General features: G+C 55.5%; 21 protein-coding genes. 12 read left to right on the top strand and 9 right to left on the bottom strand.

Annotation, left to right across the window (positions count from 1 at the left end):
• Positions 1-62: 62 nt before the first annotated feature.
• From Q9R35_RS04900 to Q9R35_RS04890, 3 genes are all read right to left on the bottom strand, one after another.
• Entirely contained in the window at positions 63-851 is a 789-nt protein-coding gene (locus tag Q9R35_RS04900; RefSeq protein ID WP_252605017.1) for an ABC transporter ATP-binding protein, read from the bottom strand.
• Positions 848-2,512, bottom strand: a complete 1,665-nt coding sequence (locus Q9R35_RS04895) for an iron ABC transporter permease (RefSeq protein ID WP_311219437.1) — start codon at positions 2,510-2,512, stop codon at positions 848-850. The genes Q9R35_RS04900 and Q9R35_RS04895 overlap by 4 nt, the downstream gene beginning before the upstream one ends.
• Before the next feature lie 94 nt (positions 2,513-2,606).
• Positions 2,607-3,650, bottom strand: coding sequence for a Fe(3+) ABC transporter substrate-binding protein (locus Q9R35_RS04890; RefSeq protein ID WP_125304473.1), 1,044 nt, complete (start codon positions 3,648-3,650; stop codon positions 2,607-2,609).
• Between the two features lie 308 nt (positions 3,651-3,958).
• On the opposite strand from Q9R35_RS04890, the gene Q9R35_RS04885 reads away from it, so the two are divergent.
• The 6 genes from Q9R35_RS04885 to Q9R35_RS04860 all read left to right on the top strand — a co-directional run bounded on the left by Q9R35_RS04885 (position 3,959) and on the right by Q9R35_RS04860 (position 10,433).
• The gene (locus Q9R35_RS04885; RefSeq protein ID WP_042480593.1) at positions 3,959-4,735 is read left to right on the top strand and encodes a ferredoxin--NADP reductase; all 777 of its coding nucleotides are present in this window, start codon (positions 3,959-3,961) and stop codon (positions 4,733-4,735) included.
• A gap of 73 nt (positions 4,736-4,808) precedes the next feature.
• A complete protein-coding gene (locus tag Q9R35_RS04880; protein ID WP_252605020.1) occupies positions 4,809-5,195 on the top strand; it encodes a Rid family detoxifying hydrolase in 387 nt (128 codons plus the stop codon).
• 12 nt (positions 5,196-5,207) lie between these two features.
• Positions 5,208-7,289 (top strand): ATP-dependent DNA helicase RecG, encoded by a 2,082-nt coding sequence (gene recG / locus Q9R35_RS04875; protein ID WP_311219436.1) that lies wholly within the window; start codon positions 5,208-5,210, stop codon positions 7,287-7,289.
• Positions 7,290-7,326: 37 nt separating this feature from the next.
• Positions 7,327-8,292, top strand: coding sequence for a LysR substrate-binding domain-containing protein (locus Q9R35_RS04870; RefSeq protein WP_042480603.1), 966 nt, complete (start codon positions 7,327-7,329; stop codon positions 8,290-8,292).
• A 398-nt stretch (positions 8,293-8,690) separates the two neighbouring features.
• Positions 8,691-9,152: a Dps family protein gene (locus Q9R35_RS04865; RefSeq protein ID WP_042482117.1), complete on the top strand. Its 462-nt coding sequence runs from the start codon at positions 8,691-8,693 to the stop codon at positions 9,150-9,152.
• A 156-nt stretch (positions 9,153-9,308) separates the two neighbouring features.
• Positions 9,309-10,433, top strand: a complete 1,125-nt coding sequence (locus Q9R35_RS04860) for a branched-chain amino acid ABC transporter substrate-binding protein (RefSeq protein ID WP_026482583.1) — start codon at positions 9,309-9,311, stop codon at positions 10,431-10,433.
• A 100-nt stretch (positions 10,434-10,533) separates the two neighbouring features.
• Here Q9R35_RS04860 and Q9R35_RS04855 read toward each other — a convergent pair whose 3' ends face one another.
• From Q9R35_RS04855 to ugpB, 4 genes are all read right to left on the bottom strand, one after another.
• Complete coding sequence (locus Q9R35_RS04855) at positions 10,534-11,619, bottom strand: sn-glycerol-3-phosphate import ATP-binding protein UgpC (protein ID WP_042480606.1); 1,086 nt, start codon at positions 11,617-11,619, stop codon at positions 10,534-10,536.
• Between the two features lie 20 nt (positions 11,620-11,639).
• Complete coding sequence (ugpE, locus tag Q9R35_RS04850; RefSeq protein ID WP_063690234.1) at positions 11,640-12,482, bottom strand: sn-glycerol-3-phosphate ABC transporter permease UgpE; 843 nt, start codon at positions 12,480-12,482, stop codon at positions 11,640-11,642.
• Between the two features lie 21 nt (positions 12,483-12,503).
• Positions 12,504-13,388 carry a sn-glycerol-3-phosphate ABC transporter permease UgpA gene (ugpA, locus tag Q9R35_RS04845; protein WP_042480610.1) on the bottom strand — a complete coding sequence of 295 codons (885 nt, stop codon included), beginning with the start codon at positions 13,386-13,388 and terminating at the stop codon, positions 12,504-12,506.
• A gap of 180 nt (positions 13,389-13,568) precedes the next feature.
• Positions 13,569-14,876 (bottom strand): sn-glycerol-3-phosphate ABC transporter substrate-binding protein UgpB, encoded by a 1,308-nt coding sequence (ugpB, locus tag Q9R35_RS04840; RefSeq protein WP_063690237.1) that lies wholly within the window; start codon positions 14,874-14,876, stop codon positions 13,569-13,571.
• A 178-nt stretch (positions 14,877-15,054) separates the two neighbouring features.
• On the opposite strand from ugpB, the gene proC reads away from it, so the two are divergent.
• The 6 genes from proC to Q9R35_RS04810 all read left to right on the top strand — a co-directional run bounded on the left by proC (position 15,055) and on the right by Q9R35_RS04810 (position 21,068).
• On the top strand, positions 15,055-15,894 hold the full coding sequence (gene proC, locus Q9R35_RS04835) for a pyrroline-5-carboxylate reductase (protein WP_226348657.1): 840 nt from the start codon (positions 15,055-15,057) through the stop codon (positions 15,892-15,894).
• 332 nt (positions 15,895-16,226) lie between these two features.
• A complete protein-coding gene (locus Q9R35_RS04830; RefSeq protein WP_080723679.1) occupies positions 16,227-17,348 on the top strand; it encodes a high-affinity branched-chain amino acid ABC transporter substrate-binding protein in 1,122 nt (373 codons plus the stop codon).
• A 104-nt stretch (positions 17,349-17,452) separates the two neighbouring features.
• Complete coding sequence (livH, locus tag Q9R35_RS04825; protein ID WP_026482578.1) at positions 17,453-18,382, top strand: high-affinity branched-chain amino acid ABC transporter permease LivH; 930 nt, start codon at positions 17,453-17,455, stop codon at positions 18,380-18,382.
• The gene (locus Q9R35_RS04820) at positions 18,382-19,605 is read left to right on the top strand and encodes a high-affinity branched-chain amino acid ABC transporter permease LivM (RefSeq protein ID WP_063690243.1); all 1,224 of its coding nucleotides are present in this window, start codon (positions 18,382-18,384) and stop codon (positions 19,603-19,605) included. The genes livH and Q9R35_RS04820 overlap by 1 nt, the downstream gene beginning before the upstream one ends.
• On the top strand, positions 19,602-20,366 hold the full coding sequence (livG, locus tag Q9R35_RS04815; RefSeq protein WP_063690246.1) for a high-affinity branched-chain amino acid ABC transporter ATP-binding protein LivG: 765 nt from the start codon (positions 19,602-19,604) through the stop codon (positions 20,364-20,366). The genes Q9R35_RS04820 and livG overlap by 4 nt, the downstream gene beginning before the upstream one ends.
• Complete coding sequence (locus Q9R35_RS04810) at positions 20,367-21,068, top strand: ABC transporter ATP-binding protein (RefSeq protein ID WP_045931346.1); 702 nt, start codon at positions 20,367-20,369, stop codon at positions 21,066-21,068. It abuts the gene before it with no gap.
• Between the two features lie 254 nt (positions 21,069-21,322).
• Here the strand turns inward: Q9R35_RS04810 and Q9R35_RS04805 are convergent, their stop codons facing one another.
• Together Q9R35_RS04805 and Q9R35_RS04800 are read right to left on the bottom strand one after the other, a co-directional pair.
• Entirely contained in the window at positions 21,323-21,937 is a 615-nt protein-coding gene (locus Q9R35_RS04805) for a glutathione S-transferase family protein (protein ID WP_042480625.1), read from the bottom strand.
• A gap of 65 nt (positions 21,938-22,002) precedes the next feature.
• On the bottom strand, positions 22,003-23,910 hold the full coding sequence (locus Q9R35_RS04800; RefSeq protein ID WP_052362859.1) for a S9 family peptidase: 1,908 nt from the start codon (positions 23,908-23,910) through the stop codon (positions 22,003-22,005).
• Positions 23,911-24,051 lie beyond the last annotated feature (141 nt).

Genomic DNA, 24,051 nt, shown 5'->3' with positions numbered 1-24,051 from the left:
GTACACAAGACCAGAAGCCATACGCGCACAGCCCCAGTCTGCCAGAGATGGCTGGGTACTGCTTACAGTTCAGCGGGCTCGCCTCGCAAAAAGGCTTGGGCCCGCTGCGCCATGATGGCTTCGCGACGGATAAAGTCCGCCACAAAATCATTCACCGGGCGGTGGTGCAAGCTGTAGGGTGTGTCCCACTGAATGATCTTGCCAGCCTGCATCACGCCAATGCGATCGGCAATGGCAAAGGCTTCAGCCTGATTATGCGTGACCAGAATCGCGGTAATGCCTGCGCTTTGCAGGATATCGCGCACCTCGAAGGCCAGACGTTCGCGGGTATCCACATCCAGATTGGAAAAGGGCTCATCCAATAACAACAGGGAAGGTTTGGGAGCCAAGGCCCGTGCCAGGGCGACACGCTGTTGCTGACCGCCCGACAACTCATGCGGGTAACGCTGCGCCAGACGCGGCAAATCCACCAGTTCCAGCATTTCCAGAACTCGGGCCTGACGCTGGGCTTTATCCCATTTACGCAGACCAAAGGCCACGTTCTTCTCTACCGTCAGGTGAGGGAAGAGGGCGTAATCCTGGAACATCATGCCCACATGACGATCCTCCGGCGGCACTTGCTGAGCAACAGCCGACAAGACACGGCCATTCAACAGAATATGCCCGGTACGCAAGGGCTCGAAACCGGCAATCGCTCGCAAAACCGTGGTCTTGCCACAGCCCGATGCGCCTAGCAGACAGCCAATTTCTCCTTGGGGCAGATGCAGGCTGAGCTGGTCAACAACTGGTCGAAAGCCTTCGGACGTTTCGTAAGACAGGGTAATCGCCTGCAAATCCAGAAAATCGTTCATGATGCGCGTGGGCCAGAGGCCATCAATTGAGTACGTGCCAATAAAATAACGGGAATCAGGCCGGCCAGCACAATGGCCAGGGCAGCAACTGCACCTTCCTCATACGTCCCGCGAGCTGCTTCCGCGTACAGCCAGGTTGCCAGGGTCTCGAAGTTCATCGGACGCAGCAGCAAGGTCGCGGGCAGCTCTTTCATGGCATCCACAAAAATAAGCAGGGCAGCCGCGCCCATGGCGGGACGCAACAAGGGCAAGTGCACGCGTTTGAGCGTACCTGCCGGGGTTTCACCCAATAAACGGGAAGCCTGCTCCAAAGAAGCAGGAATACGAGCCAGACCAGCTTCAATACCGCCGATCGAGATCGCCAAAAAACGCAGGGTATAGGCCAGGACCAAGGCCAGCGTGGACCCCATCAACAACAGGCCCGTCGCCGAGATACCCAACCAGGACATGAGGTGATTGTAAAAGGAGTCAAACATGACCAAGGGCGTCAACAGGCCAATCGCCAGCACCGTTCCCGGAATCGCATAACCCAGACTGCTGACACCAGCCAGAAAGCGGGCCAGACGCGGCTTGCGCCCCGAACGTACCGTACGAGCAGCCCAGGCCACGATCAAACCACAAGAAAGCGTCGCAATAGTTGCCAGAGCAGCGATATATAAGGTGTTCCAGGCACTGCTCAGCAATTGTGCCGATACACCGCCTGCCAGGCTCACATGCTTGACCGTCTCGTTCAACAAATACAGAGACGGGGCGACAAAGCCCACCAGCACAGGCGCCACGCCCAAAGCAATGGCAATACAGGCGGCCGAGCCTTTCAGTTGCGTAGGCCGAATAGGTTCAGAGCGTTGATTACTGGAATAGGCTTGGCGACGGCGACCATAGCGCTCGATGCTGATCAGCGCCGCCACCAGACAGAGCATGGAAACGGCAATTTGCGCCGCACCTGCCAAATCCGAGCGGGTCACCCACGTGGTGTAGATGGACACCGTCAGGGTCTGCACGCCCAGGAACTCGGAGGCACCAATATCGTTCAGGGTTTCCAGCAAGGCCAAGCTGACACCGACCGCAATTGCAGGGCGAGCCATGGGCAACACAACACGGAAAAACACGCTGCGACCCGATTCACCCATAATGCGGGCCGCCTCCAGCAGGCTGGCCGATTGCGTGGCAAACATGGCGCGCGTACTCAGATAAACGTAGGGGTAGAGCACCGAGCCCAACAAGAAAATCGCCCCGCCCAAAGAGCGCAGATCCGGCAAACGAAACTCACGCGGGCTGCTATAGCCCAATACATAGCGGATGGCAGACTGAATCGGACCGATCGGATGCAGCAAGTCCAGATAGGCAAAGGCCACGATATATGTCGGCACCGCCAGGGGCAGCAACAAAGCCCATTGCAAGACTCGTCGTCCGGAAAACTCGTAGGCGGTAATCAGCCAGGCTGAACCGACTCCCAAACAGCTCACGACCACGCCTACCCCCAGGAGCAGCAGCAAGGTATTGCTCATGGCTTGGGGCAGAACAAACTGGAACAGATGTGACCAGTGCTCGGTCGAGCCGCCCAAGGCGTGAGTCAGCAAGGTAAAAACAGGCGCAGCCACGATCAGGGCAATCACAGCAGCAGCCAAGGACCAAAGGGGCAGACGACGAAAAAAGGGCATTATGAAAGGCTAGGTATTACAGGCGCTTAAATGCGCGACGACCGCCGCTCTGATTTCTCAAAGCTGGCGGTCGTAGAAAAAGAGTAGGGCGATTTTAGTTGTCGAAGCCAACTTTATCTACCAACTCGCTGGCTTGTTTGCGATGTTTGGCGATTTCAGTCAGTGGCAAAGGATCAATCGTCATGGGGCCGAAGCTGGCAACCACAGGGTCCAGCTCAACACCGGCGCGTACGGGGTATTCGTAGTTGGCCTTGGCGTACAGGCTCTGGGCTTTCTCGGAAACCAGGTACTCCAGCAGTTTGACGGCATTGTCTTTATTAGGGGAGTGCTTGGCGACCGCAGCACCGGAGATATTCACGTGTGTGCCACCGCCTTTGGTGTCGGCAAAGGTGGGACGCACCACATTGATGGCTTCACCCCATTTGTAAGCATCGCTACCGGGTTCGGCGTTCTTCATGCGGCCTACGTAGTAGGCGTTGGCGATACCCACATCACAAATACCGCCCAGAATGTCACGGGCTACGTCGCGGTCACCACCGGCTGCCTTGCGGCCCAGATTGTCTTTCACGCCACGCAGCCACTGTTCGGTCGCTTCCGTACCATTATGGGCAATCATGGCAGCAACCAAGGCCGTGTTGTAGGGATGCTGGCCGGAGCGGATGCAGACTTTGCCTTTCCATTTTGGATCAGCGAAATCTTCGTAGTGAATGCTTTTCACATCCACGTCCTTGGCAACGTAAGCCACACGATCCCGCAAGGACAGGGAGTACCACTGTTTGTCAGCACCACGCAGATTGGCGGGGATGGCGCCGTCCAGGGTGGTGGACTCAATAGGCTGGGTAATACCGGCTTCAACCAGATCCAGCAGGTTACCGATATCCACCGTCATCAGAATGTCGGCAGGCGACTTGTCGCCTTCTGTTTTCACACGCTCGATCAGGCCGTCTTTCACAAACACGGTATTGACCTTCACGCCCGTGTCCTTGCTGAAGGTTTCCAGCAGGGGAGTGATCAAGCCAGGTTCGCGTGTGGTGTAGAGGTTGACTTCGCCGGAGGCAAAAGCCGCCATCGACATAGTGCCCATAGCGGACAGAAGCAAAGCTTGGGTCAGGGCACGGCTACGAAGAGTAAAGCGCATTATCAACACTCCAAAACAGGCGGAAATAGCGTGAAAACCGGCCAGAAGCCAGCAAATGTGAATGATTATCAAACGTATGCAAAAACTAGGCAAGAGCTATTTAGCTGTCAGGCGCTTCAGTCTTCATCTTTCACGATGAAATCTCTTTCAAACCAGGAAAATCGCGGCTTTCAAAACTTAATGGTAAGTCCTGATTGCGATCAAACCGTATTGCTGAATGAGCATGGATTTACCTGGGGAACTCGGTACAATGGTCAAATATTTGCTTACTGATTCGGGCACTTTTGCCCCACGAGACGACAATTACCATGGCAGCTTTCAATACCGAACAAGTGCTTAGCGTCCACCACTGGAATGACACTCTGTTCTCATTTACCACCACCCGCGACGCCGCCCTGCGTTTTCATAATGGGCACTTTGTAATGATCGGTCTGGAAGTCGATGGCAAGCCGTTGATGCGCGCTTACAGTATTGCCAGCGCCAACTACGAAGAAAATCTGGAATTTCTCAGCATCAAGGTGCAGGACGGTCCATTGACTTCGCGCCTGCAACACCTGAAAGAGGGCGATACCATTCTGGTCAGCCGCAAACCCGTGGGCACCCTGGTGATTGACGACCTGCGCGCGGGCCGCAATCTGTTCCTGTTTGGTACCGGCACCGGACTGGCTCCTTTCATGAGCATCATCAAGGACCCTGACACCTACGAGCGCTTTGAAAAAGTCGTGCTGGTACACGGTGTGCGTTTCGTCAGCGAACTGGCCTACTCGGATTTCATCCAGAACGAATTGCCACAGAACGAATACTTTGGTGAAGTGGTGCGCGAAAAACTGCTGTATTACCCCACCGTCACCCGCGAAGAATTCCGCAATACCGGCCGCATTACCGACCTGATCGAGACCGGTAAGCTGTGCGAAGACCTGGGCATTCCTCAACTGGACCCCGCTCAGGATCGCGCCATGCTGTGTGGCAGTCCCGCCATGCTGGCCGATATCAGCGCCATGCTCGATAAGCGCGGTTTTGAAGTGTCACCTGGTGTGGGTCAACCCGGTGACTATGTGATTGAACGCGCTTTCGTGGAAAAATAATCACGCCAAGATCTGTTAATTTTAGCTATAGGCGCTTAAACTCTGATAGTACAACACTCATCAGAGGTTTCTTATGACTAAGCAAGTTGTCTTCACCGATGCCGCTCCGGCAGCTGTAGGCCCATACTCTCAGGCCATTATCGCTTCGGGCAGCAAGACAGTATTTCTGTCTGGCCAAATCGGTCTGGAGCCTGCCACGGGCGAACTGGTATCTGAAAATTTTGAAGGTCAGGTACGTCAGGCATTTGCCAACCTGGAAGCTGTGGTCAAAGAAGCTGGTGCCAATCTTGGCGACATCGTCAAACTGACCTTGTTTTTGACAGATCTGTCCCGTTTTGCCAGCGCCAATGCCATCATGGCCGAACTGATTCCTCAGCCTTTTCCCGCACGCTCCACCATCGGTGTGGCCAGCTTGCCTAAAGGCGCTCAGTTCGAGGTCGAGGCTATCCTCAATTTCTAAAGACGTATTGCCATGACCGCAGGTCGGCCTGCGCCTCAGGCCAAACGGGCTGCGCCACGCAAAGCGCTCAGTCTGGACCAGAAGTTTGAAAAGCTTGGCCTACGAGAGCCTGCCGACTTCGTGGTCCATCTTCCTTTGCGCTACGAGGACGAGACTCAGGTCGAGCCCATCGCTCATCTTTACCCTGGCAAGATGGCGCAAATTGAAGGACGCATCCTTAGTACAGACGTCCAGGCTCGTCCCCGTGCGCAGCTGCATGCACGTATTGCCGATGAAAGTGGCGAGCTGGCTTTGCGCTGGCTGCACTTTTATCCCAGCCAGCTCAAGCAGCTGCAAGGGGATTTGCCGCTGCGAGTACGCGGCGAAGTGCGTCAGGGCTTTCATGGCCTGGAAATGGTGCATCCCAAGGTCACCAAAGCCGGCCAGCCGCTGGCCCAGGCCTTGACCCCTGTGTATCCCACTACCGATGGCTTGAGCCAGGTACAGCTGCGCAAAGCCATTGCTGATGCACTCAATAATGCGGATCTGCGCGACACCCTGCCTGAAGAAGTGCGTACCGAATATGGTTTGATGCCTTTTAACGAGGCTATCCGGCTGTTGCATTACCCGCCGCCCGAACTCAGCTATGACGATTTGTTCGAGCATGGTCATCCGGCCTGGAGCCGCATCAAGTTTGATGAATTGCTGGCTCAGCAATTGTCCTTGGCCCAGGCTCGCGCCGCCCGTCAGGCTCAGCGCGCCAAGCCCATGCGTGAAGGCAATAGTGATCTGGCCAAAGCCTTGCTGGCCTCTTTGCCCTTCAAACTAACGGCAGCTCAAAAACGCTGCGTCAAAGAAATCAGCGCGGACATGAAGCGCTCATATCCCATGCATCGGCTCTTGCAGGGGGATGTGGGTAGCGGCAAAACCATTGTGTCGGCCATTGCCGCTGTGCAAGCAATTGCCAGCGGTTTTCAAGTAGCCTTGATGGCACCGACTGAAATTCTGGCCGAGCAGCACTATCTGAAAATGCGTGCCTGGCTGGAGCCTTTAGGCGTCGAGCTGGCCTGGTTAAGCGGCAGTTTGGGCGTCAAAGCCAAACGTCTGGCTTATGAAGCCATCAGCTCCGGACAAGCCAGACTGGCCATCGGCACCCAGGCCCTGATTCAGGACAATGTGCAGTTCCAGCAATTGGGCTTGGTGATTCTGGATGAACAACACCGCTTTGGTGTTGGCCAGCGTCTGGAACTGAACCGCAAAGGGGATGCGCAGGACAAGAAAGGGCAAGCCTACTTGCCGCATCAACTCAATATGAGTGCCACGCCCATCCCACGTACCTTGGCCATGGCTTTTTTCGCCGATCTGGATGTCTCCGCGATTGACGAGCTGCCCCCAGGCCGCAGTCCCATCATTACCAAGCTGGCCGCGGATAATCGCCGTGATGAAATCATGGCACGAGTCCGGGCCGAAGTCGCCCAAGGCAGACAAGCCTATTGGGTCTGCCCCTTGGTTGAAGAAAGCGAAGCACTGCAATTGCAAACCGCCGTGGATACCCATGCCGCTCTGGAGCAAGCCTTGGCCCCTTTGCGGGTTGGCCTGATTCATGGCCGCCTGTCCTCCACGGAAAAGGCGGAGGTCATGGAAGCCTTTCGCAGCGGCAATCTGGACGTGCTGGTCGCAACCACCGTGATTGAAGTCGGCGTAGACGTGCCCAATGCTTCTTTAATGATTATTGAACACGCCGAACGCTTCGGCCTGGCCCAGCTGCACCAGTTGCGCGGCCGGGTAGGGCGGGGGCAGATTCAGTCCGTCTGCGTCTTGCTGTATCAGGCACCGCTGTCAGCTATTGCCCGCCTGCGCTTGCGCGCCATGTATGAAACCACTGATGGCTTTGAGATTGCCCGCCGCGACCTGGAGCAACGCGGCCCGGGCGAGTTCATGGGCATGCGCCAATCCGGGCAGGCAGGCTTGCGTTTTGCCAGCCTGGAGTCCGATGAAGATTTGATCGAGCAGGCCCAAACATTGGCCAGCACCTTTCGCCGTGATTATCCAGACCACGCTTACCACCATTTACAGCGCTGGATGAAGGGCCGGGAAGAATTACTCCGTAGTTAACCCAAGGTCTTAATGCTGTTTTGCACAAGGAATTGTCATGACATTGACCGAGCTGAAGTACATCGTTGCCGTAGCACGCGAGCGTCATTTTGGCCGTGCTGCCGAAGCCTGCTTTGTGAGCCAACCGACCCTGTCGGTGGCCATCAAGAAGTTGGAAGACGAGTTAGGCGTGGTCATCTTCGAGCGTGGCGGGCCCGAAGTGGCTATTACCCCCATTGGACTGCGCATTGTCACCCAGGCCCAGAAAGTACTGGAAGAGGGCGCCAACCTGCGTGAGATTGCCCGCCAGGGTCACGATCCTTTGGCTGGTCCCTTGCGCGTCGGCATTATTTACACGGTGGCACCGTACCTGCTGCCCAAGCTCGTTCCCAAACAGATCGAGCTGACCCCGCAGATGCCACTTTTATTGCAAGAAAACTTTACTGTGCGCCTGCTGGAACTGTTGCGCCAAGGTGAGATTGATTGCGCCATTGTGGCCTTGCCTTTACCCGAAACCGGCCTGGTCATCCGCGAGCTGTACGACGAGCCTTTTGTAGTGGCCATGCCCCATGAACATGCCTGGGCCAAGCGCAAGGAAATTGATCCTGAACAGCTGAAAGACCAGACCATGTTGCTGCTGGGTGCCGGTCATTGTTTCCGCGATCAGGTGCTGGACGTGTGCCCGGAACTGTCGCGCTTTTCCGCGTCCAGCGAAGGCATACAGCGTACCTTTGAAGGCTCTTCGCTGGAAACCATCCGTCATATGGTGGCCACCGGCATCGGTCTGACAGTGCTGCCTGCCAGCTCGCTGACAGCCCCCGGCCAGGCCAATGAACTGCTGGCCTATGTCCCCTTCAAAAAGCCCATTCCAGATCGGCGCATTGCTTTGGTCTGGCGCAAAAGTTTTCCACGTATCTCCGCCATTGATGCCTTGACCCGTGGGATCATGGAAAGTGGCTTGGCGGGGGTCAACTACTTAAAAGTCGAATACAACAGCAATTTCCCGTATCCTGAACTAGCGTAAGTCGCACACCTACTGCGTGTTATTCTGCTTCAGTACCTATTTAGCCCTCTGTTCAACAGGAGTCCACTATGGCAAAAGCCGTGAAAGCAGTGAGTAAAACAGCCAAGGTCAGCAAGGCCGAAGAAGCCCCGAACACTGATACCAAGGTCGCAGTTGCAGCCGATGTAAAGGCTGAACCAAAACCGGCAGCCGCCAAGGCCCCCGCCAAAAAAGTGACCGCTAAAAAGGCCGTCGCCAAAAAGCCTGCCACCGCAGCCAAAGCTCCCGCCAAGGCGGCTGCTAAACCCGCTGCGAAGCCTGCTGCCAAACCAGCCGCTGCCCGCAAGCCTGCCGCGACCAAGCCTGTTGCCGCCGCCAAGCCCGCTGCACCTGCCAGCGCTGCCAGCAGCGCACTAAAGATTGATATCGGCATTTCGACGGCAGACCGTGCTGCTGTGGTGAAAGAGCTGTCCAAGGTACTGGCCGACTCCTACACCGTGTATCTGATGACGCACAACTTCCACTGGAACGTCACCGGCCCCATGTTCAAGACACTGCATGAGCTGTTCATGACGCAGTACACCGAACTGTGGCAAGCCCTGGATGACATCGCCGAGCGTATCCGCGCCCTGGGTCACTACGCCCCAGGCACCTACGCCGAATTCCAGAAGCTGTCCTCCATCACCCAGCCTGCTTCCGTGCCTGATGCCACCACCATGATCGAACTGCTGGTCAAAGGTAACGAAGCCCTGGCTCGTACCGCGCGTGCCGCTTTTGATCGTGCCGACTCGGCCGACGACCAGCCCACCGCTGACTTGTTGACCCAGCGCCTGGACGTGCACGAGAAAAATGCATGGATGCTGCGCAGCCTGCTGCAGTAATTCCGGCTTTATCGCCCTCAGATAGCGATAAAAAAGGGCCACCAAACGGTGGCCCTTCTTGTTCCTCCTATAGAAAACCCTGAATTAGGCTCCAAGGCAGGCATAAAGCCCTGTTATCGGTGTATGCTTTCCTGCATATTCACGGAGGTGTTTTCTATGAAAATTCGTTTCACTCCTGTTGCAGCGGCCATGAGCCTGGCAACGGGTCTGCTCTTGTCCGGTGCTGCTCACGCTGACAACATCCGTATCGCGCTGGCCGGTCCTTTCACAGGCTCGGTTACCCAATACGGTGACATGGTCAAACAAGGCGTCGATACGGCCATCGAACAGATCAACGCTGCCGGTGGCGTTCTGGGCAAACAGCTCGAACTGGTCACTGTTGACGATGCTTGCGAACCCAAGCAAGGTCCCGTCGCAGCCAACCGTATCGTGAATGACAAGATCCACTATGTTGTCGGTCACGTTTGTTCGGGTGCAACCATCGCGGCCACCGATATCTATAACAACGAAGGCGTGTTGATGGTAACTCCATCGGCAACAGCACCTGCTGTTACCGACGGCAAAGGCTACGAAATGATCCTGCGCACCATCGGTCGCGACGATCAGCAAGGCCCAGCCGCTGCCAAGTTCATTCTGGAACAGATCAAGCCCACTAAAGTTGCCGTCCTGCACGACAAACAATCCTACGGCCAAGGTATTGCCGCTTCGGTTCGTTCCGAACTGCAAAAAGCCGGTACCGAAGTTGCCCTGTTTGAAGGCATTAACGCGGGCGACAGCGATTACTCCGCCGTCATCACCAAGCTGAAATCCACCGGCGTGGACTTCGTGTACTTTGGTGGCTACCACCCTGAAATGGGCCTGCTGCTGCGTCAAGCCGCTGAGCAAGGCGTGAAAGTCCATTTCATGGGTCCAGAAGGCGTGGGTAACCCTGACATTAATGCGATTGCCGGCAAAGCCGTTGAAGGCATGCTGCTGACCTTGCCTGCGGACTTCTCGCAAGATCCGGACAACCAGGCCATCGTCCAGGCTTTCAAGGACAAGAAGCGCGATCCTAGCGGCGCGTTCCAGCTGTCCGCTTACGCAGCCACGATTGCGATTGCCGAAGGCATCAAGGGCGCTGGCGAGGACGATCCAGTCAAAGTGGCCGACTACCTGCACGCCAACAGCGTGAAAACGCCAATCGGTCAAATCAGCTGGAACAAGCAGGGCGACCTGAACGACTTCAAATTTGACGTCTTCAGCTGGCACGCTGACGGTTCCAAGACCGTCTACGGCAAGTAATCCCTGATTCTTGCTCGTAAAAAAACCGGCCTTCGGGCCGGTTTTTTTTTGCACATCATTCTGGAGTTCTTGCGTTAAGTCCGCCAATCAGGGCCCTTGCTCAGGCTTCGATACGCAAGCCCGTATCACGATCGAACCAATGCAAAGGGTGGGGCGGCATGTAACCGATCTGGATGGCCTCGCCAATTTGAATCGGGTATTCACGGGTCTGCTCAATCGGGCAGCGCACGATAATGCGGTAATCGCCACAACCCAGATGAAGCAACTGCTCGGAGCCCAGAATTTCCACCATTTCCACTTGCGTGGTCACACCGGGCACATGCAGCTTGATGTGCTCTGGTCGTATACCCAGGAACACCTTGCGACCACGTACCGCAGCAGGCACCATCTCTGGGCCAAACTGTACAGGCTGACCATTGTCCTGCTTGATCTGGCCTTGCTCATCGACCTGCACAGGCAGCAAATTCATGGGCGGTGAACCGATGAACGTGGCCACAAAGACAGAAGCAGGCTTCTCGAACACCTCGGCCGGTGTGCCAATCTGCTCGGGCATGCCCTGATTCATCACAATCATGCGCTCGGCCAAGGTCATGGCTTCAATCTGATCGTGTGTGACGTACAGGCTGGTGGTTTTCAGGCGGCGATGCAGTTTCTGAATTTCCAGACGCATCTGTACCCGCAGCTTGGCATCCAGATTGGACAGAGGCTCGTCAAACAAGAACACCTTGGGCTCACGCACAATCGCACGGCCCATGGCAACACGCTGACGCTGACCACCCGACAGTTGCCCAGGACGACGCTCCAGCAGGGCACCCAATTCCAGAATCGCAGCGGCGGCATTGACTCTTTGCTTGATCTCATCCTTGGAGAACTTACGGATCTTCAAGCCATACGCCATATTGTCAAAGACCGACATATGGGGGTAGAGCGCATAGTTCTGAAACACCATGGCAATATCGCGTTCCGCCGGTTCCAGATCATTGACCACTTTGCCGTCAATCAGCACCTGACCCGCGGTGACGGATTCCAGACCCGCCACCATACGCATCAAGGTCGATTTACCGCATCCAGAGGGGCCCACAATCACCACGAACTCACCGTCCTTCACGTCCACATCAATGCCGTGAATAACGACCGTCCCGTTCGGGTAGGTTTTCTTGACGCCTTCAAATCGTAAGCTAGCCATTCAATAAAGCCTGTAGAGAATTACTTTTCAGAGTCGATGAGACCTTTGACGAACCACTTTTGCATCAGCATCACCACCAGGGCAGGCGGGATCATGGCCAAAAGGGCCGTTGCCATCACCACGTTCCACTCGGTCACGCTGTCACCACCGGAAATCATGCGGCGGATACCGACCACGATCGGGTACATATCTTCTTTAGTGGTAATGATCAGCGGCCACAAATACTGGTTCCAGCCGTAGATAAACTGAATCACAAACAGAGCGGCAATGCTGGTCTTGGACAAAGGCAGCAAAACGTCTTTAAAAAACCGCATCGGGCCAGCGCCATCAATACGGGCAGCCTCGATCAATTCATCGGGTACCGTCAGAAAGAACTGACGAAACAGGAAGGTAGCGGTTGCAGAGGCGATCAGGGGCAGGATCAGGCCCCCGTAGCTGTCAAGCAACTGCAGGTCCGCCACGACCTTGTATGTGGGCATGATGCGCACTTCCACCGGCAGCATCAGGGTGATGAAAATCATCCAGAAAAACAGCATGCGGAAAGGGAAGCGGAAATACACCACGGCAAAGGCCGAGAGCATGGAAATAATGATCTTGCCAATCGCAATGCCCAGCGCCATCACCATACTGACCAGCAACATGCGTCCCACCGGCGGAGAGTTGGTAGCCGTACCCTGCAAGGCGGTGATGTAGTTCTCCACCATGTGCGAGCCCGGCCACAGCGACATGGGCGCGCGGGCCACTTCTGCGCTGGTCTGGGTGGAAGCCACAAAGGTGATGTACAGGGGCAGGGCGATCACGATCACACCCAGAATCAGGGTCAGATGCGTGAAAAAATCAAGAATAGGGCGTCGTTCAACCATGACTGTGTTCCTTGCTGCGCATCAGCTGTACGTCACTTTGCGATCAATATAGCGGAACTGAATCACCGTCAGCGCCACAACCACGGCCATCAGCACCACAGACTGGGCGGCTGAAGAACCAATATCCAGGCCACGGAAACCCGTGTTGTAGACACGGTAAACCAGAATCGAGGTGGCTTCGCCCGGCCCGCCCTGACTGACCACATCAATAATGGCGAAGGTGTCAAAGAAGGCATAAATAATGTTCACGACCAGCAGGAAGAAGGTCGTCGGGGCCAGCAAAGGAAACACAATGCCCCAGAAACGGCGCATGGGACCGGCACCATCCATGGCCGCGGCTTCAATCAAGGAGCGCGGAATGGCTTGCAGGCCGGCCAGGAAAAACAGGAAATTGTAAGAGATCTGCTTCCAGACCGAAGCGATCACCACCAGCAACATGGCGTCATTGCCATTCAAGCGTGGATTCCACTGAATGCCATGCTCCAGCAGGAACACGGCCACAATCCCCACGGAAGGGGAAAACAGGAACAACCACAACACCCCGGCTACCGCCGTTGCCACGGCATATGGCCAGATCAGCAAGCTGCGGTACAGCAGGGCACCCCGTATCACCCGGTTCGCCATCACGGCCAGAACCAGCGCCACCACCAGGCCCAGTACCGACACGGCAAGCGAAAATACTGCCGTCGTCTTGAACGAGGCCATATATTCCGAGCTGCTGAACAGCTCGGCAAAATTGTCCAGGCCTACAAACTGCGAAGACAGGCCAAAGGGATCTTCCAAATGAAAAGCCTGCCACAGCGCTTGTCCGGCAGGCAGGAAAAAGAAGATCAGGGTAATGGCTAGCTGCGGAGCAAGTAGCAAATAGGGCAGTGTCTTATGACGAAAGACGACACGTTTTTCCATAGGTTTGCGCGCAATGGGAAGGGAGCGCCACCATCAGGGTGGACAGACTTCTAGTGAAACGAAAAGCGTATGAGCGGCTTGGACAAGATGGTGACAGTTTGCTGGCCTGAGGCCTAGACAAGACGCCGTCCGCACACTCATACGCTCGATTGTAAACCACCCGCGCAAGGCGGGCCGGGCTTACTTCACGCTCTTTTCAAAGCGCTCCAGCAGTTCGTTGCCACGACTTTGCATGGCTTTCAAACCTTCTTCAGGGGTGACTTTGCCAGCAAAAATCTGTTCCATCACACCGTCTTCGATGTCACGAATCTGCGGCAAGGAACCCAGGCGAATACCACGCGAGTTCTCGGTGGTGCTGGCGTCCAGCTGTTTAACGGCAACGTCTGCGCCCACGTTCTTGGCGTAGAAATCGGAGTCCTTGGTCTTTTCAAAGCCCGCTTTGGTCACAGGCACATAGCCGGTGTCCTGGTGCCAGGCCGCTGCTTGCTCAGGGCTGGAGATAAAGTGGAAGAATTCGGTCACGCCCTTGTAGACATCATCGGACTTCTTGGCAAAGACCCACAGGGAAGCACCACCAATAATGGAGTTCTGAGGCGCGCCCTGTACATCGCTGTAGTAGGGCAGGCTGCTGGTGCCAAATTCAAATTCGCCGGTTTTGATGATGTTGGCGCGGTTACCACTGGAGCCGGTAAACATGCCGCACTTGCCGCTGGTAAACAGGGCATTGGCCGTATCACCACGACCACCGTAGGAGAAGGAGCCGTCCTTGGACATATCCGCCAGGAAGGTCAAGTGCTTCAGGAACAGCGGGTTATCCAGTTGCAGGCGGGCGCTGGGGCCACCAAAGCCGTTGTTCTCGCTGGCAAAGGGAATGTTGTGCCAGGCCGCAAAGTTCTCCAGCAAAATCCACGAGGGCCAGGACGAGGTGTAACCACACTCTTGGCCGGACTCACGCAGCTTCTTGGCGGCTTCGTGCAGTTCCTGCCAGGTCTTGGGTGGTTTCTCGGCATCCAGTCCAGCCTTCTTGAAGGCGTCCTTGTTGTAGTACAGCACCGGGGTGGAGCTGTTAAAAGGCATGGAAATCAGCTTGCCTTCGTTGGAAGAGTAGTAACCGGCAACCGCACCCAGAAAATCACCTGGATTGATGGGCTTGCCCACTTTCTCCGACATTTCCTGCACAGGCTGAATCGCGCCCTTGGCCGCCATCATGGTGGCGGTACCCACCTCGAATACTTGGAGAATATCGGGGGCATTGCCGGCACGGAAAGCGGCGACACCGGCGTTCATGGACTCGCCATAGTTGCCTTTATACGAGGCTTTAACCTGGTAGTCCGACTGAGATGCGTTAAAGTCTTTGACTAATGCATTAACCCGTTCGCCCAAGGCTCCTTCCATTGAATGCCAGAACTGAATTTCTGTGGCCGCTTGCGCAGTGCCGATAGAAGCAATCAGACCGGCTAGAGACAGAGCAAATAGTTTTGTTCGCATCAGGCTTTCTCCTGTATAAAAGGTGCCGCTAAGGTGTAGCAGGTTTTAAAACTCAAGCTTATGACTTGTTTATGACGCTCTCGTGAATGTATCCATGGGAGCGCCATATAAGCAATGACTAATTACCCTCAAACGCTAAGAAAACGTGTCAGAGGACAGATTTTTAATGGGAGCGATGATGAATCCACACGATACCTCTTTTAAGCTGGCGTTTATTGGCGCGGGCAATATGGCCAGTGCCCTGGCTGCCGGTTTGATTGGGAAACGCTGCGGCGGCTCGGACGTTTTGGCGATTGATATTTACCCGCCAGCCCTGGAGTCGTGGGCCCAGCAAGGTGTACAAACCGCGTATGAACCCGGCCCGGCCTTGTCCAAGCAGCGTATCTGGGTTTTTGCCGTCAAGCCCCAGGTCATGAAAGAAACTGTGCTGGCCTGCAAACCCTATCTGCAAGAGGACACCCTGGTGATCAGCGTGGCTGCTGGCATTCCAGCAACCGCCCTGGCAGACTGGCTGGGCGAACCCGGCAAGCCGTACCAACGTGTGATCCGCTGCATGCCCAATACCCCGGCCTTTATCGGCTGTGGCATTACCGGCCTGATGGCCCTTGAACAAGTGGATGAAAGCGATAAAGCCATTGCGCAGCAATTGTTGAAATCCGTTGGGGAAGTGGTCTGGGTTGAAAACGATGCCGCCATTGATGCCGTCACGGCGGTATCGGGCAGCGGTCCAGCTTACGTGTTTTTGTTCATCGAAGCCTTGATCAAAGCCGGTATTGAACAAGGTTTGTCCCCTGAACAAGCCCGTCAGTTGTCGCTGGCCACCTTGCACGGCGCCACCCAGCTGGCCACCCTGTCGCCAGAAGAGCCCTCAGTCTTGCGCGAGCGCGTTACATCCAAAGGGGGTACAACGGCAGCCGCTTTGAATATCTTTAATGAAGGCGGTTTTACACCTCTGGTGCAAAAAGCCGTCAATGCCGCCAAAGTACGGGCCGGTGAATTGGCCAAGGAGTTCTCCTGACACCGGGATTATTCCCTATAGCATCGCTAAAAATTGATATGGCGCAATAAAAAAGCAGTTAAAAAAGAGCAGGGGAGTTTCCAAGGGAGCTCCTCTTTTCTTTTATAAATAAGGCTTTTAGTATGCGGGCGGGTTTTGGAAACACCCTGTTAACATGCCGCGTTATTTTAAAAATGAATTGGCGGGGCGCTAGGGCTTATACGAAGTGACAAGTTTTAGGCGGCTCCCCCAAAATGGGTTCCCCTGGTGCAGAACAATGTAAACCCAAGCTCCAGAACAAGCACTTTCTAAAAAGCAATGCCGGTAGACCCCGGCCTCGGGAGACAGTTGCTATGACCTTTACTCGACGCTTTACCCCCGCTCTGACCGCTTTGGCCACCGTAATGGCCATGAGCACCGCCTATGCGGCAGAGACCATCAAAATTGGTATTCCTCAACCCATGACCGGCCCATCCACCCAGTACGGTGACCAGATCCAGGCCGGAGCCTTGACCGCGATTGACGCGATTAACGCAGCCGGGGGTGTCAAAGGCAAACAGCTGGAAGCCGTCCTGATTGACGATGCATGCGAACCCAAGCAGGCCGTGCCGGCGGCCAACCGCGTGGTGAACTCCGGTGCGAAATTCGCGGTGGCTCATGCTTGCTCAGGTACCACCGTGCCTGCCGTTAACATTTACGAGCAGGAAGGCATTGTGGCCATTACTCCCGGCGCCACCTCTCCCCTGGTAACCGACACCATCAAGCCCCATTACTTTTTCCGCACCATTGGGCGTGACGACCAGCAAGGTCCGTTCGCGGCCGATTACATTGCCGATGTTCTGAAACCCAAGACCATTGCCGTGCTGCATGACAAGCAGACTTACGGCTCGGGCGTGGCCACACAAGTGCGTGATGCCCTGAAGAAAAAGAACATGAACATTGTCATGTATGAGGGTATCAACGTCGGTGACAGCGATTATTCGGCCGTGATCACCAAGCTCAAGGGCGTGAACCCCGATCTGATTTATTTCGGTGGTTACCATGCCGAGCTGGGTCTGCTGCTGCGTCAGGCTCGCGAGCAAGGCATGACCAACACCTTCATGGGTCCGGAAGGCGTGGCCAACCGTGACCTGGTCGCCATTGCCGGTCCAGCCGTGGAAGGCTTGCTGGTGACCTTGCCAACCGACTTCACCAAGATGCCGGCCAACAAGGATGTGATGGAAAACTTCAGCAAATACAAGCGCAATCCTAACGGGGCCTTTACCTTCCCGGCTTACGCGGCCGTGCAAATTATTGCCGACACCATCAACGCAGTTGGTGAAGATTCGGCCAAGGGAGCCGACTACATGCACGCAAATGCGTTCAATACCGCCATTGGCAAGGTAGAATACGACGCCAAGGGTGATTTGAAGCATTTCGAATTTGCCGTTTTCAAGTGGGATAAAGAAGGTAACTTTGATCTAGTTGAGAAATAAGACTGGATGATGTGCCCCCGCTCTCTACGAAGAACGGGGGCATTGCTTTTGGATGCCCACAAAGCCTCAGAACAAAACGACGGACTCAACGGAAAAAAACAAGCATGTCTGATTTACTCCCTCAGATCGTGCAGCAGCTGTTCAATGGATTATCCTTGGGCGCTATTTATGCACTGATCGCCATCGGCTACACAATGGTCTATGGCATTATCGGAATGATTAACTTTGCCCACGGCGAGATCTACATGATCGGCGCGTATGTGGGGCTGGTTACCCTGACTGCGATTGGCGTAGGCTCGGGTCTGCCCATCTGGCTGATCATTCTTATCATGTTGCTGGTTGCCATCCTGGTAACCGCGGTTTACGGCTATGCGATTGAAAAAGTCGCCTATGCGCCGCTGCGTGGCAGCCCTCGGCTGGTTCCGCTGATCTCAGCCATTGGTATGTCCATTTTCTTGCAAAACTGGGTTGCCCTGGGCCAAGGCGCACGCGATATGGCTGTGCCCACACTGCTGTCCGGCTCCTTCCAGTTCAGCCTGGGCTCAGACGGCTTTACCGTCACCGCGCCTTATTCACGCGTCATGATTATCGTCGTGACCGTGGTGCTGATGATCATGCTCAGCCTCTACATCAAATACTCGCGTCTGGGTCGCGCCTCGCGTGCATGTTCACAAGACTTGCGCATGGCCAACCTGCTGGGTATCGACACCAATAAAATCATCTCCTTCACCTTTGTCATCGGCGCCATGCTGGCTGCCGTGGGCGGTGTGCTGATTGCTACCGCCATTGGCAAGCTGAACCCCTTCATTGGCTTTATCGCCGGCATCAAGGCCTTTACGGCCGCCGTGCTGGGCGGTATTGGCAGCATCCCTGGCGCCATGCTGGGCGGTGTCTTGCTGGGTCTGGCAGAAACCTTTGCCGCTGCCTTTATTTCATCGCAGTACAAGGACATCGTGGCCTTTTTACTGTTGGTCTTTATCCTGCTGTTCCGCCCAACGGGCCTGCTGGGTAAACCCGAGGTGGAGAAAGTCTAATGATGAACCGCTTTAGCAATGCATTTATCGCCGCTGTCTTGGCAGGCATTATTGTGGCTCCCGTCTTTGGCCTGCAAATTGTGCGCGCCGGGATGAACACCCACCTGGAAAGCGATTGGCAAATCATTCTGATCGGTATGGCACTGGTCTTTGTGGTTCAGCTGATCCGTCCTAGCATCAATCGCACCAAGGTACGCGAAAGCCGCTGGACCTTGCCCAAACTGAGCATGCAGCACAAGAAGATCCTGCTGTACATCGTGATCGCTTGCGCCGTGGTCTGGCCCTTTTTTGGTGGTCGTGCCCAGGTGGACATCGCCACTCTGGTACTGATTTACATCATGCTTGGTCTGGGGCTGAACATTGTGGTGGGCTTTGCCGGCCTGCTGGACCTGGGTTTTGTGGGCTTTTACGCCGTGGGTGCCTACACCTACGCCTTGCTCTATCACTACGCAGGCTGGGGGTTCTGGGAAGCGCTGCCACTAGCCGGTGGTATGGCTGCCCTGTTTGGCTTCCTGCTGGGTTTCCCCGTGCTGCGTTTGCGTGGCGACTATCTGGCTATCGTCACCCTCGGTTTTGGTGAAATCATTCGCCTGTTGCTCATCAATATGTATGAGCTGACCGGCGGCCCGGACGGTATTTCCGGTATTCCCAAGCCAACCGTATTTGGTTTCCCCATGGCGCGCCGTGCACAAGAAGGGCAGACCACGTTCCACGACTTGATGGGCTGGACCTTCAGCAACCAGGACGTGGTGGTGTATCTGTACTTGATGGCACTGGCCTTGGCCCTGATTACCTTGCTGGTCTCCAGCCGCGTGGTGCGCATGCCCATTGGCCGTGCCTGGGAAGCCCTGCGCGAGGACGAGATTGCCTGCCGTTCGCTGGGCCTGAACCCCACCACCATCAAGCTGTCCGCCTTTACCATGGGCGCCATGTTTGCCGGTTTTGGTGGTGCTTTCTTTGCCGCCCGTCAGGGTCTGGTCAACCCAGAGTCCTTCACCTTTATCGAATCCGCCTTGATCCTGGCCATCGTGGTGCTGGGTGGTATGGGTTCACAAATCGGCGTCATTCTGGCGGCCATTGTGCTGACAGTGGTTCCTGAATTGGCCCGAGAGTTCGCGGAGTATCGGATGTTGATTTTTGGTCTGGTCATGGTGGCCATGATGGTTTGGCGTCCACAGGGCTTGCTGCCTGTGCAACGTCCTCATGTGGAGTTGCGTACATGAGCCCATTACTCCAAGTATCAGACCTGTCGATGCGCTTTGGTGGTTTGCTGGCGGTAGATTCCGTCAGCTTCGATGTGGCTAAAGATGAAGTCTTTGCCATCATTGGCCCCAATGGCGCCGGTAAAACCACGGTATTTAACTGTGTAGGCGGTTTTTACAAGCCCACTTCCGGTTCCGTCACCCTGGAAGACGAGCCCATTCACGGCTTGTCCAGCCACAAAGTGGCTCAAAAAGGCCTGGTGCGTACCTTCCAGAACGTGCGCTTGTTCAAGAAACTGACCGTGCTGGAAAATCTGCTGGTCGCCCAGCACAGCCAGCTCAAGGCCGGCTTTCTGTCCGGCCTGCTGAACCTGTCGCGCTATAAGCAATCTGAGAAAGAGGCCAAGGAGCGTGCAGTCACTTGGCTGGACTTCATGGGCCTGACTGATCTGGCCAACCGTGAAGCGGGCAACCTGGCCTACGGCCACCAGCGCCGCCTGGAAATTGCACGTTGCATGATCACCCAGCCTCGCTTGCTGATGCTGGACGAGCCTGCAGCGGGCCTGAATCCCCAAGAGAAACGCGACCTTCAAGCGCTGATCGACCAACTGCGCCGCGAATTTGGCGTCGCCGTCCTGCTGATCGAGCACGATATGAGCCTGGTTATGGGCGTATCAGACCGGATCCTGGTAATGGAATATGGCAAGCCCATTGCCACCGGCCTGCCTGAAGAAGTGCGCAATGATCCGCGCGTCATCAAAGCCTATCTGGGGGAAGAATAAGTGCTGAAGCTGGACTCCGTATCTACCCATTACGGCGCTATTCAGGCGCTGGATCAAGTTAGCGTGGACGTGAATCAGGGCGAGATCGTCACCCTGATTGGCGCGAACGGCGCTGGCAAAACTACCTTGCTCATGACCGTATGCGGCTCGCCCCGAGCCAGCTCGGGCAGCATCAGCTTCATGGGCGAGGACATCACCCAAGCCGACACGCACCGCATCATGCGCAAAGGCATCGCCATCTCTCCCGAAGGGCGTCGCGTCTTTCCAGACCTGACCGTGTCGGAAAACCTGAAGATGGGCGGTTTCTTTCTGAACCGCAGCGAGATCGAAGAAGGGGAGGAGCACGTCTACAAACTGTTCCCCCGCCTGAAAGAGCGCTCTGCGCAGCGTGCTGGAACCATGTCAGGTGGCGAGCAGCAAATGCTGGCCATCGGCCGCGCCCTGATGAGCAAGCCGTCCTTGTTGCTGCTGGACGAACCTACGCTGGGCCTGGCCCCGCTGATCATTGCGCAGATTTTTGACATCATCCGCACCATTCGCGATGAAGGCGTAACGGTATTCCTGGTGGAGCAGAACGCCAACAAGGCCTTGCAAGTTGCAGACCGTGGCTATGTGCTGGAAACCGGGAAAGTGGTGATGCAGGATACCGGCGCCAATCTGCTGGCGAATCCGGATATTCGGAAGGCGTATTTGGGGGCTTAAAAGCCAGCTTATACAGCCTTGAAGTCGTACAGCAGGACGTATCTTTCAAGTACCGCTTGAATTTATGCGCTAAAAAAAACCTGAATCCCAGCTTGCGCTGGATTCAGGTTTTTTTATTCGGCTTATACGTCAGGACAAGAGCACAGGCAACTAAGCTAAAAGCCATATTCATTTGCCGCTAGTCTTGCTTCAAATGTCAGTGGGCTACCACCGACTCATCCCCTGAGAGCTTGTATCGCTAGCCGTGATACAGCTTAATCCTTCAACAGACCTTCACCACGCAAAGCGGCCTTCACCCCTTCGTTCTGCTCCATACGAGCAAAGAAAGCGTTCAGATTCTTCATGCCCGACAGGTCCAGCTTCATCAGTGCAGCCCAGCGCAGCACAACGTACAGGTAAGCATCGGCCACAGACAAGGAGCCCGACAGGGTTTCTTTGCCTTCCAGGTGCTTGTCAATCACGCCCAGCTGCTTGGTCAGCAAAGCAGCGGTCTTGGCTTTGACCTCGGCCTGTGTCGCTTCCTGATCAGCGTAGCGATGCACACCGAACACCACACCCACGTTGCGGTGGATTTCGGCGTTCAGGAAGGCCAGCCAGCGGCGCGCTTCAAAGCGTTGTTCGATGGTGCTGCCCAGCAGATTGGCCTGGGGGTTCTTCTCATTCAGGTATTCCAGAATGGCGATGCTTTGGGTCAGGACCAGATCACCGTCCACCAGAACCGGCACAGCGCCGTTGGGGTTCAGTTTCAGGAATTCTTCTTGTTGCAACTCGTCGCGGCTGACGCGCTGGGATTCAAACGGCTTGCCTATCCACTCCAATGCAATGCGGGTCACCAAAGGACAAGCACCAGTCATGTAATACAGTTTCATAAGTTCTCTTTCCAAAAGTGCGCTAAACAAAAATGGCGCGAGCTTGTCGCGCCACTCCAAAACAATTAAGGCTGCAAATGTCGCGCCAGGAACCGCTCCATGCGCTCGTAAAACTCGAACTTGTTCTCGTCGTTGTGGAAACCGTGGCCTTCGTTATCCTTGACCATGTACTCCACATCCACACCACGCGCCTTCAAAGCATCGACCATCTGATCGCTTTCTGCCTTGTTCACCCGCGGGTCATGTGCGCCCTGGGCAATAAATAGCGGTGTGCGGATCTTGTCGGCGTGCAAAACGGGGGAGTTGGCTTCCAGCAGCTCCTTGTCCTTCTCCGGATCACCTACCATAGCGTGCATTTTCACCAACAACGGTTTCCAGTAGGGGGGAATCGTGTTCATGAAAGTCAGCAAGTTGGATACACCCACATAATCCACCGCCGCAGCGTACAAGTCCGGGGTTTTGACGATACCGGCCAAGGTCGCGTAACCCCCGTAGCTGGCACCGTAAATGGCAATGCGCTTGGGGTCGGCAATCTTTTGATCGATCAACCACTGAACGCCATCAGTAATGTCGTCCTGCATGCTCAGCCCCCATTGCTTGAAGCCCGCTTCCCAGAACTTGCGACCATAACCTGTTGAGCTGCGGAAGTTGATCTGCAAGACAGCGTAGCCACGGTTGGCCAGGAACTGCACTTCGGGGTTAAAGCCCCAGTAGTCACGCGCCCAAGGGCCACCGTGCGGATTGATCACGACGGGTAGATTACGGCTGGGCACACCCAAAGGCAGGCTCAGGTAGCCGTGGATCTTCATGCCATCGCGCGCCGTAAATTCGATGGGATGCATGACCGCCATATCGCTTTCTGGCAAGGCGCTATTGATCACAGCCAGCTTGTGCAGGCTGTTGCTGTCCACGTCGTAAAGATAGCGTGAGCCTGGATTGCGGTCGCTGTAGCTGGCCACAATCATCTTCTTTTCATCGCGCGTCATGGACTGAATGCTGATCTCGTAGCCCGGCAGTTGGCGCGCAATTGCCGCGTGGATCTTCTCGCTATGCTCGTCAAAGAAATGCTGACCAGGCTTGTCGGTGTAGTAATCCACCGACGTCAGCACCTGGCGCAAGCGGGAATAGCCAGCCCCCATCAGATCGTGGCTGGGCAATTCATAGATTTTTTCTTCCTCGTCCGGCTTGGCGGGGTCAATCAAGACCAAAGCCAGAGTGTCACGACCACGATTGCTCAAGGCGTAAAAGCGCTGATTGTCGGCGTGGAAGAAAAGGGGGCTGACGTCAGTGCGGAAGTCCGTTTGCAAAATGCTGCGGAAGGGCTCGGATTCGCTGTCGCGGTAACGTAGTTCGGAATCTACGCCGGAGATCGAAATCGCCAGACGCACACGTCCTTGATGGTCCGTGCTCCAGCCCAGCACATCACCGGGGTTCTCGGCAGCCAGGGTGCTTTCGCCGGTCAGGACATTCACCTTGTAGACATCAAACACCTCCGGGTTGCGCCCGTTGTGCGATACCAGAATATGCTCCGGATCGTCCGGCAAATCGTCCTGCACACCGGCGCGCACACCTTCCAATGGTGTCAAATCGGTGACTTTGCCCGTGATCACGTTCACAGCCAGCACGTGATAGTTCTCGTCGCCATTGACATCTTTGGCGTAGATAACAGTCTCGTCGCCTTTCCAGAAGTATTCGGCAATATCGCGCTGGTGTTCGGCGGTAACACGACGGGGCTCACCTATCGGTTCACTGCCTTTCAACTCTTGCACAAAGATATTCTGACGGGCTGGGTTGCCGTCAATTTTGACGGGCTCCATAAAGCCGATCATGCGCCCCTGGTCCGAAATCCGGAAACCGCTGCGTTTGGGATTCTGGAAAAAATCCCGAATGTCGTACAGTGGGGGAGTTGTGCTAGCGACGTTATCCGGTATCAGGGCGTGAGCGCCCAAAGAGAGCAAGAGGGACAAGAGCATAAGCAATAACCTATAAAACAGGGTTATGAGGGTGAGACCAAGGACAAGCCCGCATCAATCCCATTACTATATCGGATCGTGGTCCCCGGAAAAGGTAAGAACCCTCTGAAAATAGGGACAGAATGCCAAGGACAGCTCAGG

The organism is Alcaligenes sp. AB3 (assembly GCF_031844565.1).
Classification (GTDB): domain Bacteria; phylum Pseudomonadota; class Gammaproteobacteria; order Burkholderiales; family Burkholderiaceae_B; genus Alcaligenes; species Alcaligenes faecalis.
This window is presented reverse-complemented; position numbering and strand designations above follow the sequence as displayed.

Bases quoted from the DNA above. Each gene is read 5' to 3' on its own strand.
- Q9R35_RS04900 (WP_252605017.1), bottom strand. From the start codon at position 851: ATGAACGATTTTCTGGATTTGCAGGCGATTACCCTGTCTTACGAAACG.
- Q9R35_RS04895 (WP_311219437.1), bottom strand. From the start codon at position 2,512: ATGCCCTTTTTTCGTCGTCTGCCCCTTTGGTCCTTGGCTGCTGCTGTG.
- Q9R35_RS04890 (WP_125304473.1), bottom strand. From the start codon at position 3,650: ATGCGCTTTACTCTTCGTAGCCGTGCCCTGACCCAAGCTTTGCTTCTG.
- Q9R35_RS04885 (WP_042480593.1), top strand. From the start codon at position 3,959: ATGGCAGCTTTCAATACCGAACAAGTGCTTAGCGTCCACCACTGGAAT.
- Q9R35_RS04880 (WP_252605020.1), top strand. From the start codon at position 4,809: ATGACTAAGCAAGTTGTCTTCACCGATGCCGCTCCGGCAGCTGTAGGC.
- recG (WP_311219436.1), top strand. From the start codon at position 5,208: ATGACCGCAGGTCGGCCTGCGCCTCAGGCCAAACGGGCTGCGCCACGC.
- Q9R35_RS04870 (WP_042480603.1), top strand. From the start codon at position 7,327: ATGACATTGACCGAGCTGAAGTACATCGTTGCCGTAGCACGCGAGCGT.
- Q9R35_RS04860 (WP_026482583.1), top strand. From the start codon at position 9,309: ATGAAAATTCGTTTCACTCCTGTTGCAGCGGCCATGAGCCTGGCAACG.
- Q9R35_RS04855 (WP_042480606.1), bottom strand. From the start codon at position 11,619: ATGGCTAGCTTACGATTTGAAGGCGTCAAGAAAACCTACCCGAACGGG.
- ugpE (WP_063690234.1), bottom strand. From the start codon at position 12,482: ATGGTTGAACGACGCCCTATTCTTGATTTTTTCACGCATCTGACCCTG.
- ugpA (WP_042480610.1), bottom strand. From the start codon at position 13,388: ATGGAAAAACGTGTCGTCTTTCGTCATAAGACACTGCCCTATTTGCTA.
- ugpB (WP_063690237.1), bottom strand. From the start codon at position 14,876: ATGCGAACAAAACTATTTGCTCTGTCTCTAGCCGGTCTGATTGCTTCT.
- proC (WP_226348657.1), top strand. From the start codon at position 15,055: ATGAATCCACACGATACCTCTTTTAAGCTGGCGTTTATTGGCGCGGGC.
- Q9R35_RS04830 (WP_080723679.1), top strand. From the start codon at position 16,227: ATGACCTTTACTCGACGCTTTACCCCCGCTCTGACCGCTTTGGCCACC.
- livH (WP_026482578.1), top strand. From the start codon at position 17,453: ATGTCTGATTTACTCCCTCAGATCGTGCAGCAGCTGTTCAATGGATTA.
- Q9R35_RS04820 (WP_063690243.1), top strand. From the start codon at position 18,382: ATGATGAACCGCTTTAGCAATGCATTTATCGCCGCTGTCTTGGCAGGC.
- livG (WP_063690246.1), top strand. From the start codon at position 19,602: ATGAGCCCATTACTCCAAGTATCAGACCTGTCGATGCGCTTTGGTGGT.
- Q9R35_RS04805 (WP_042480625.1), bottom strand. From the start codon at position 21,937: ATGAAACTGTATTACATGACTGGTGCTTGTCCTTTGGTGACCCGCATT.
- Q9R35_RS04800 (WP_052362859.1), bottom strand. From the start codon at position 23,910: ATGCTCTTGTCCCTCTTGCTCTCTTTGGGCGCTCACGCCCTGATACCG.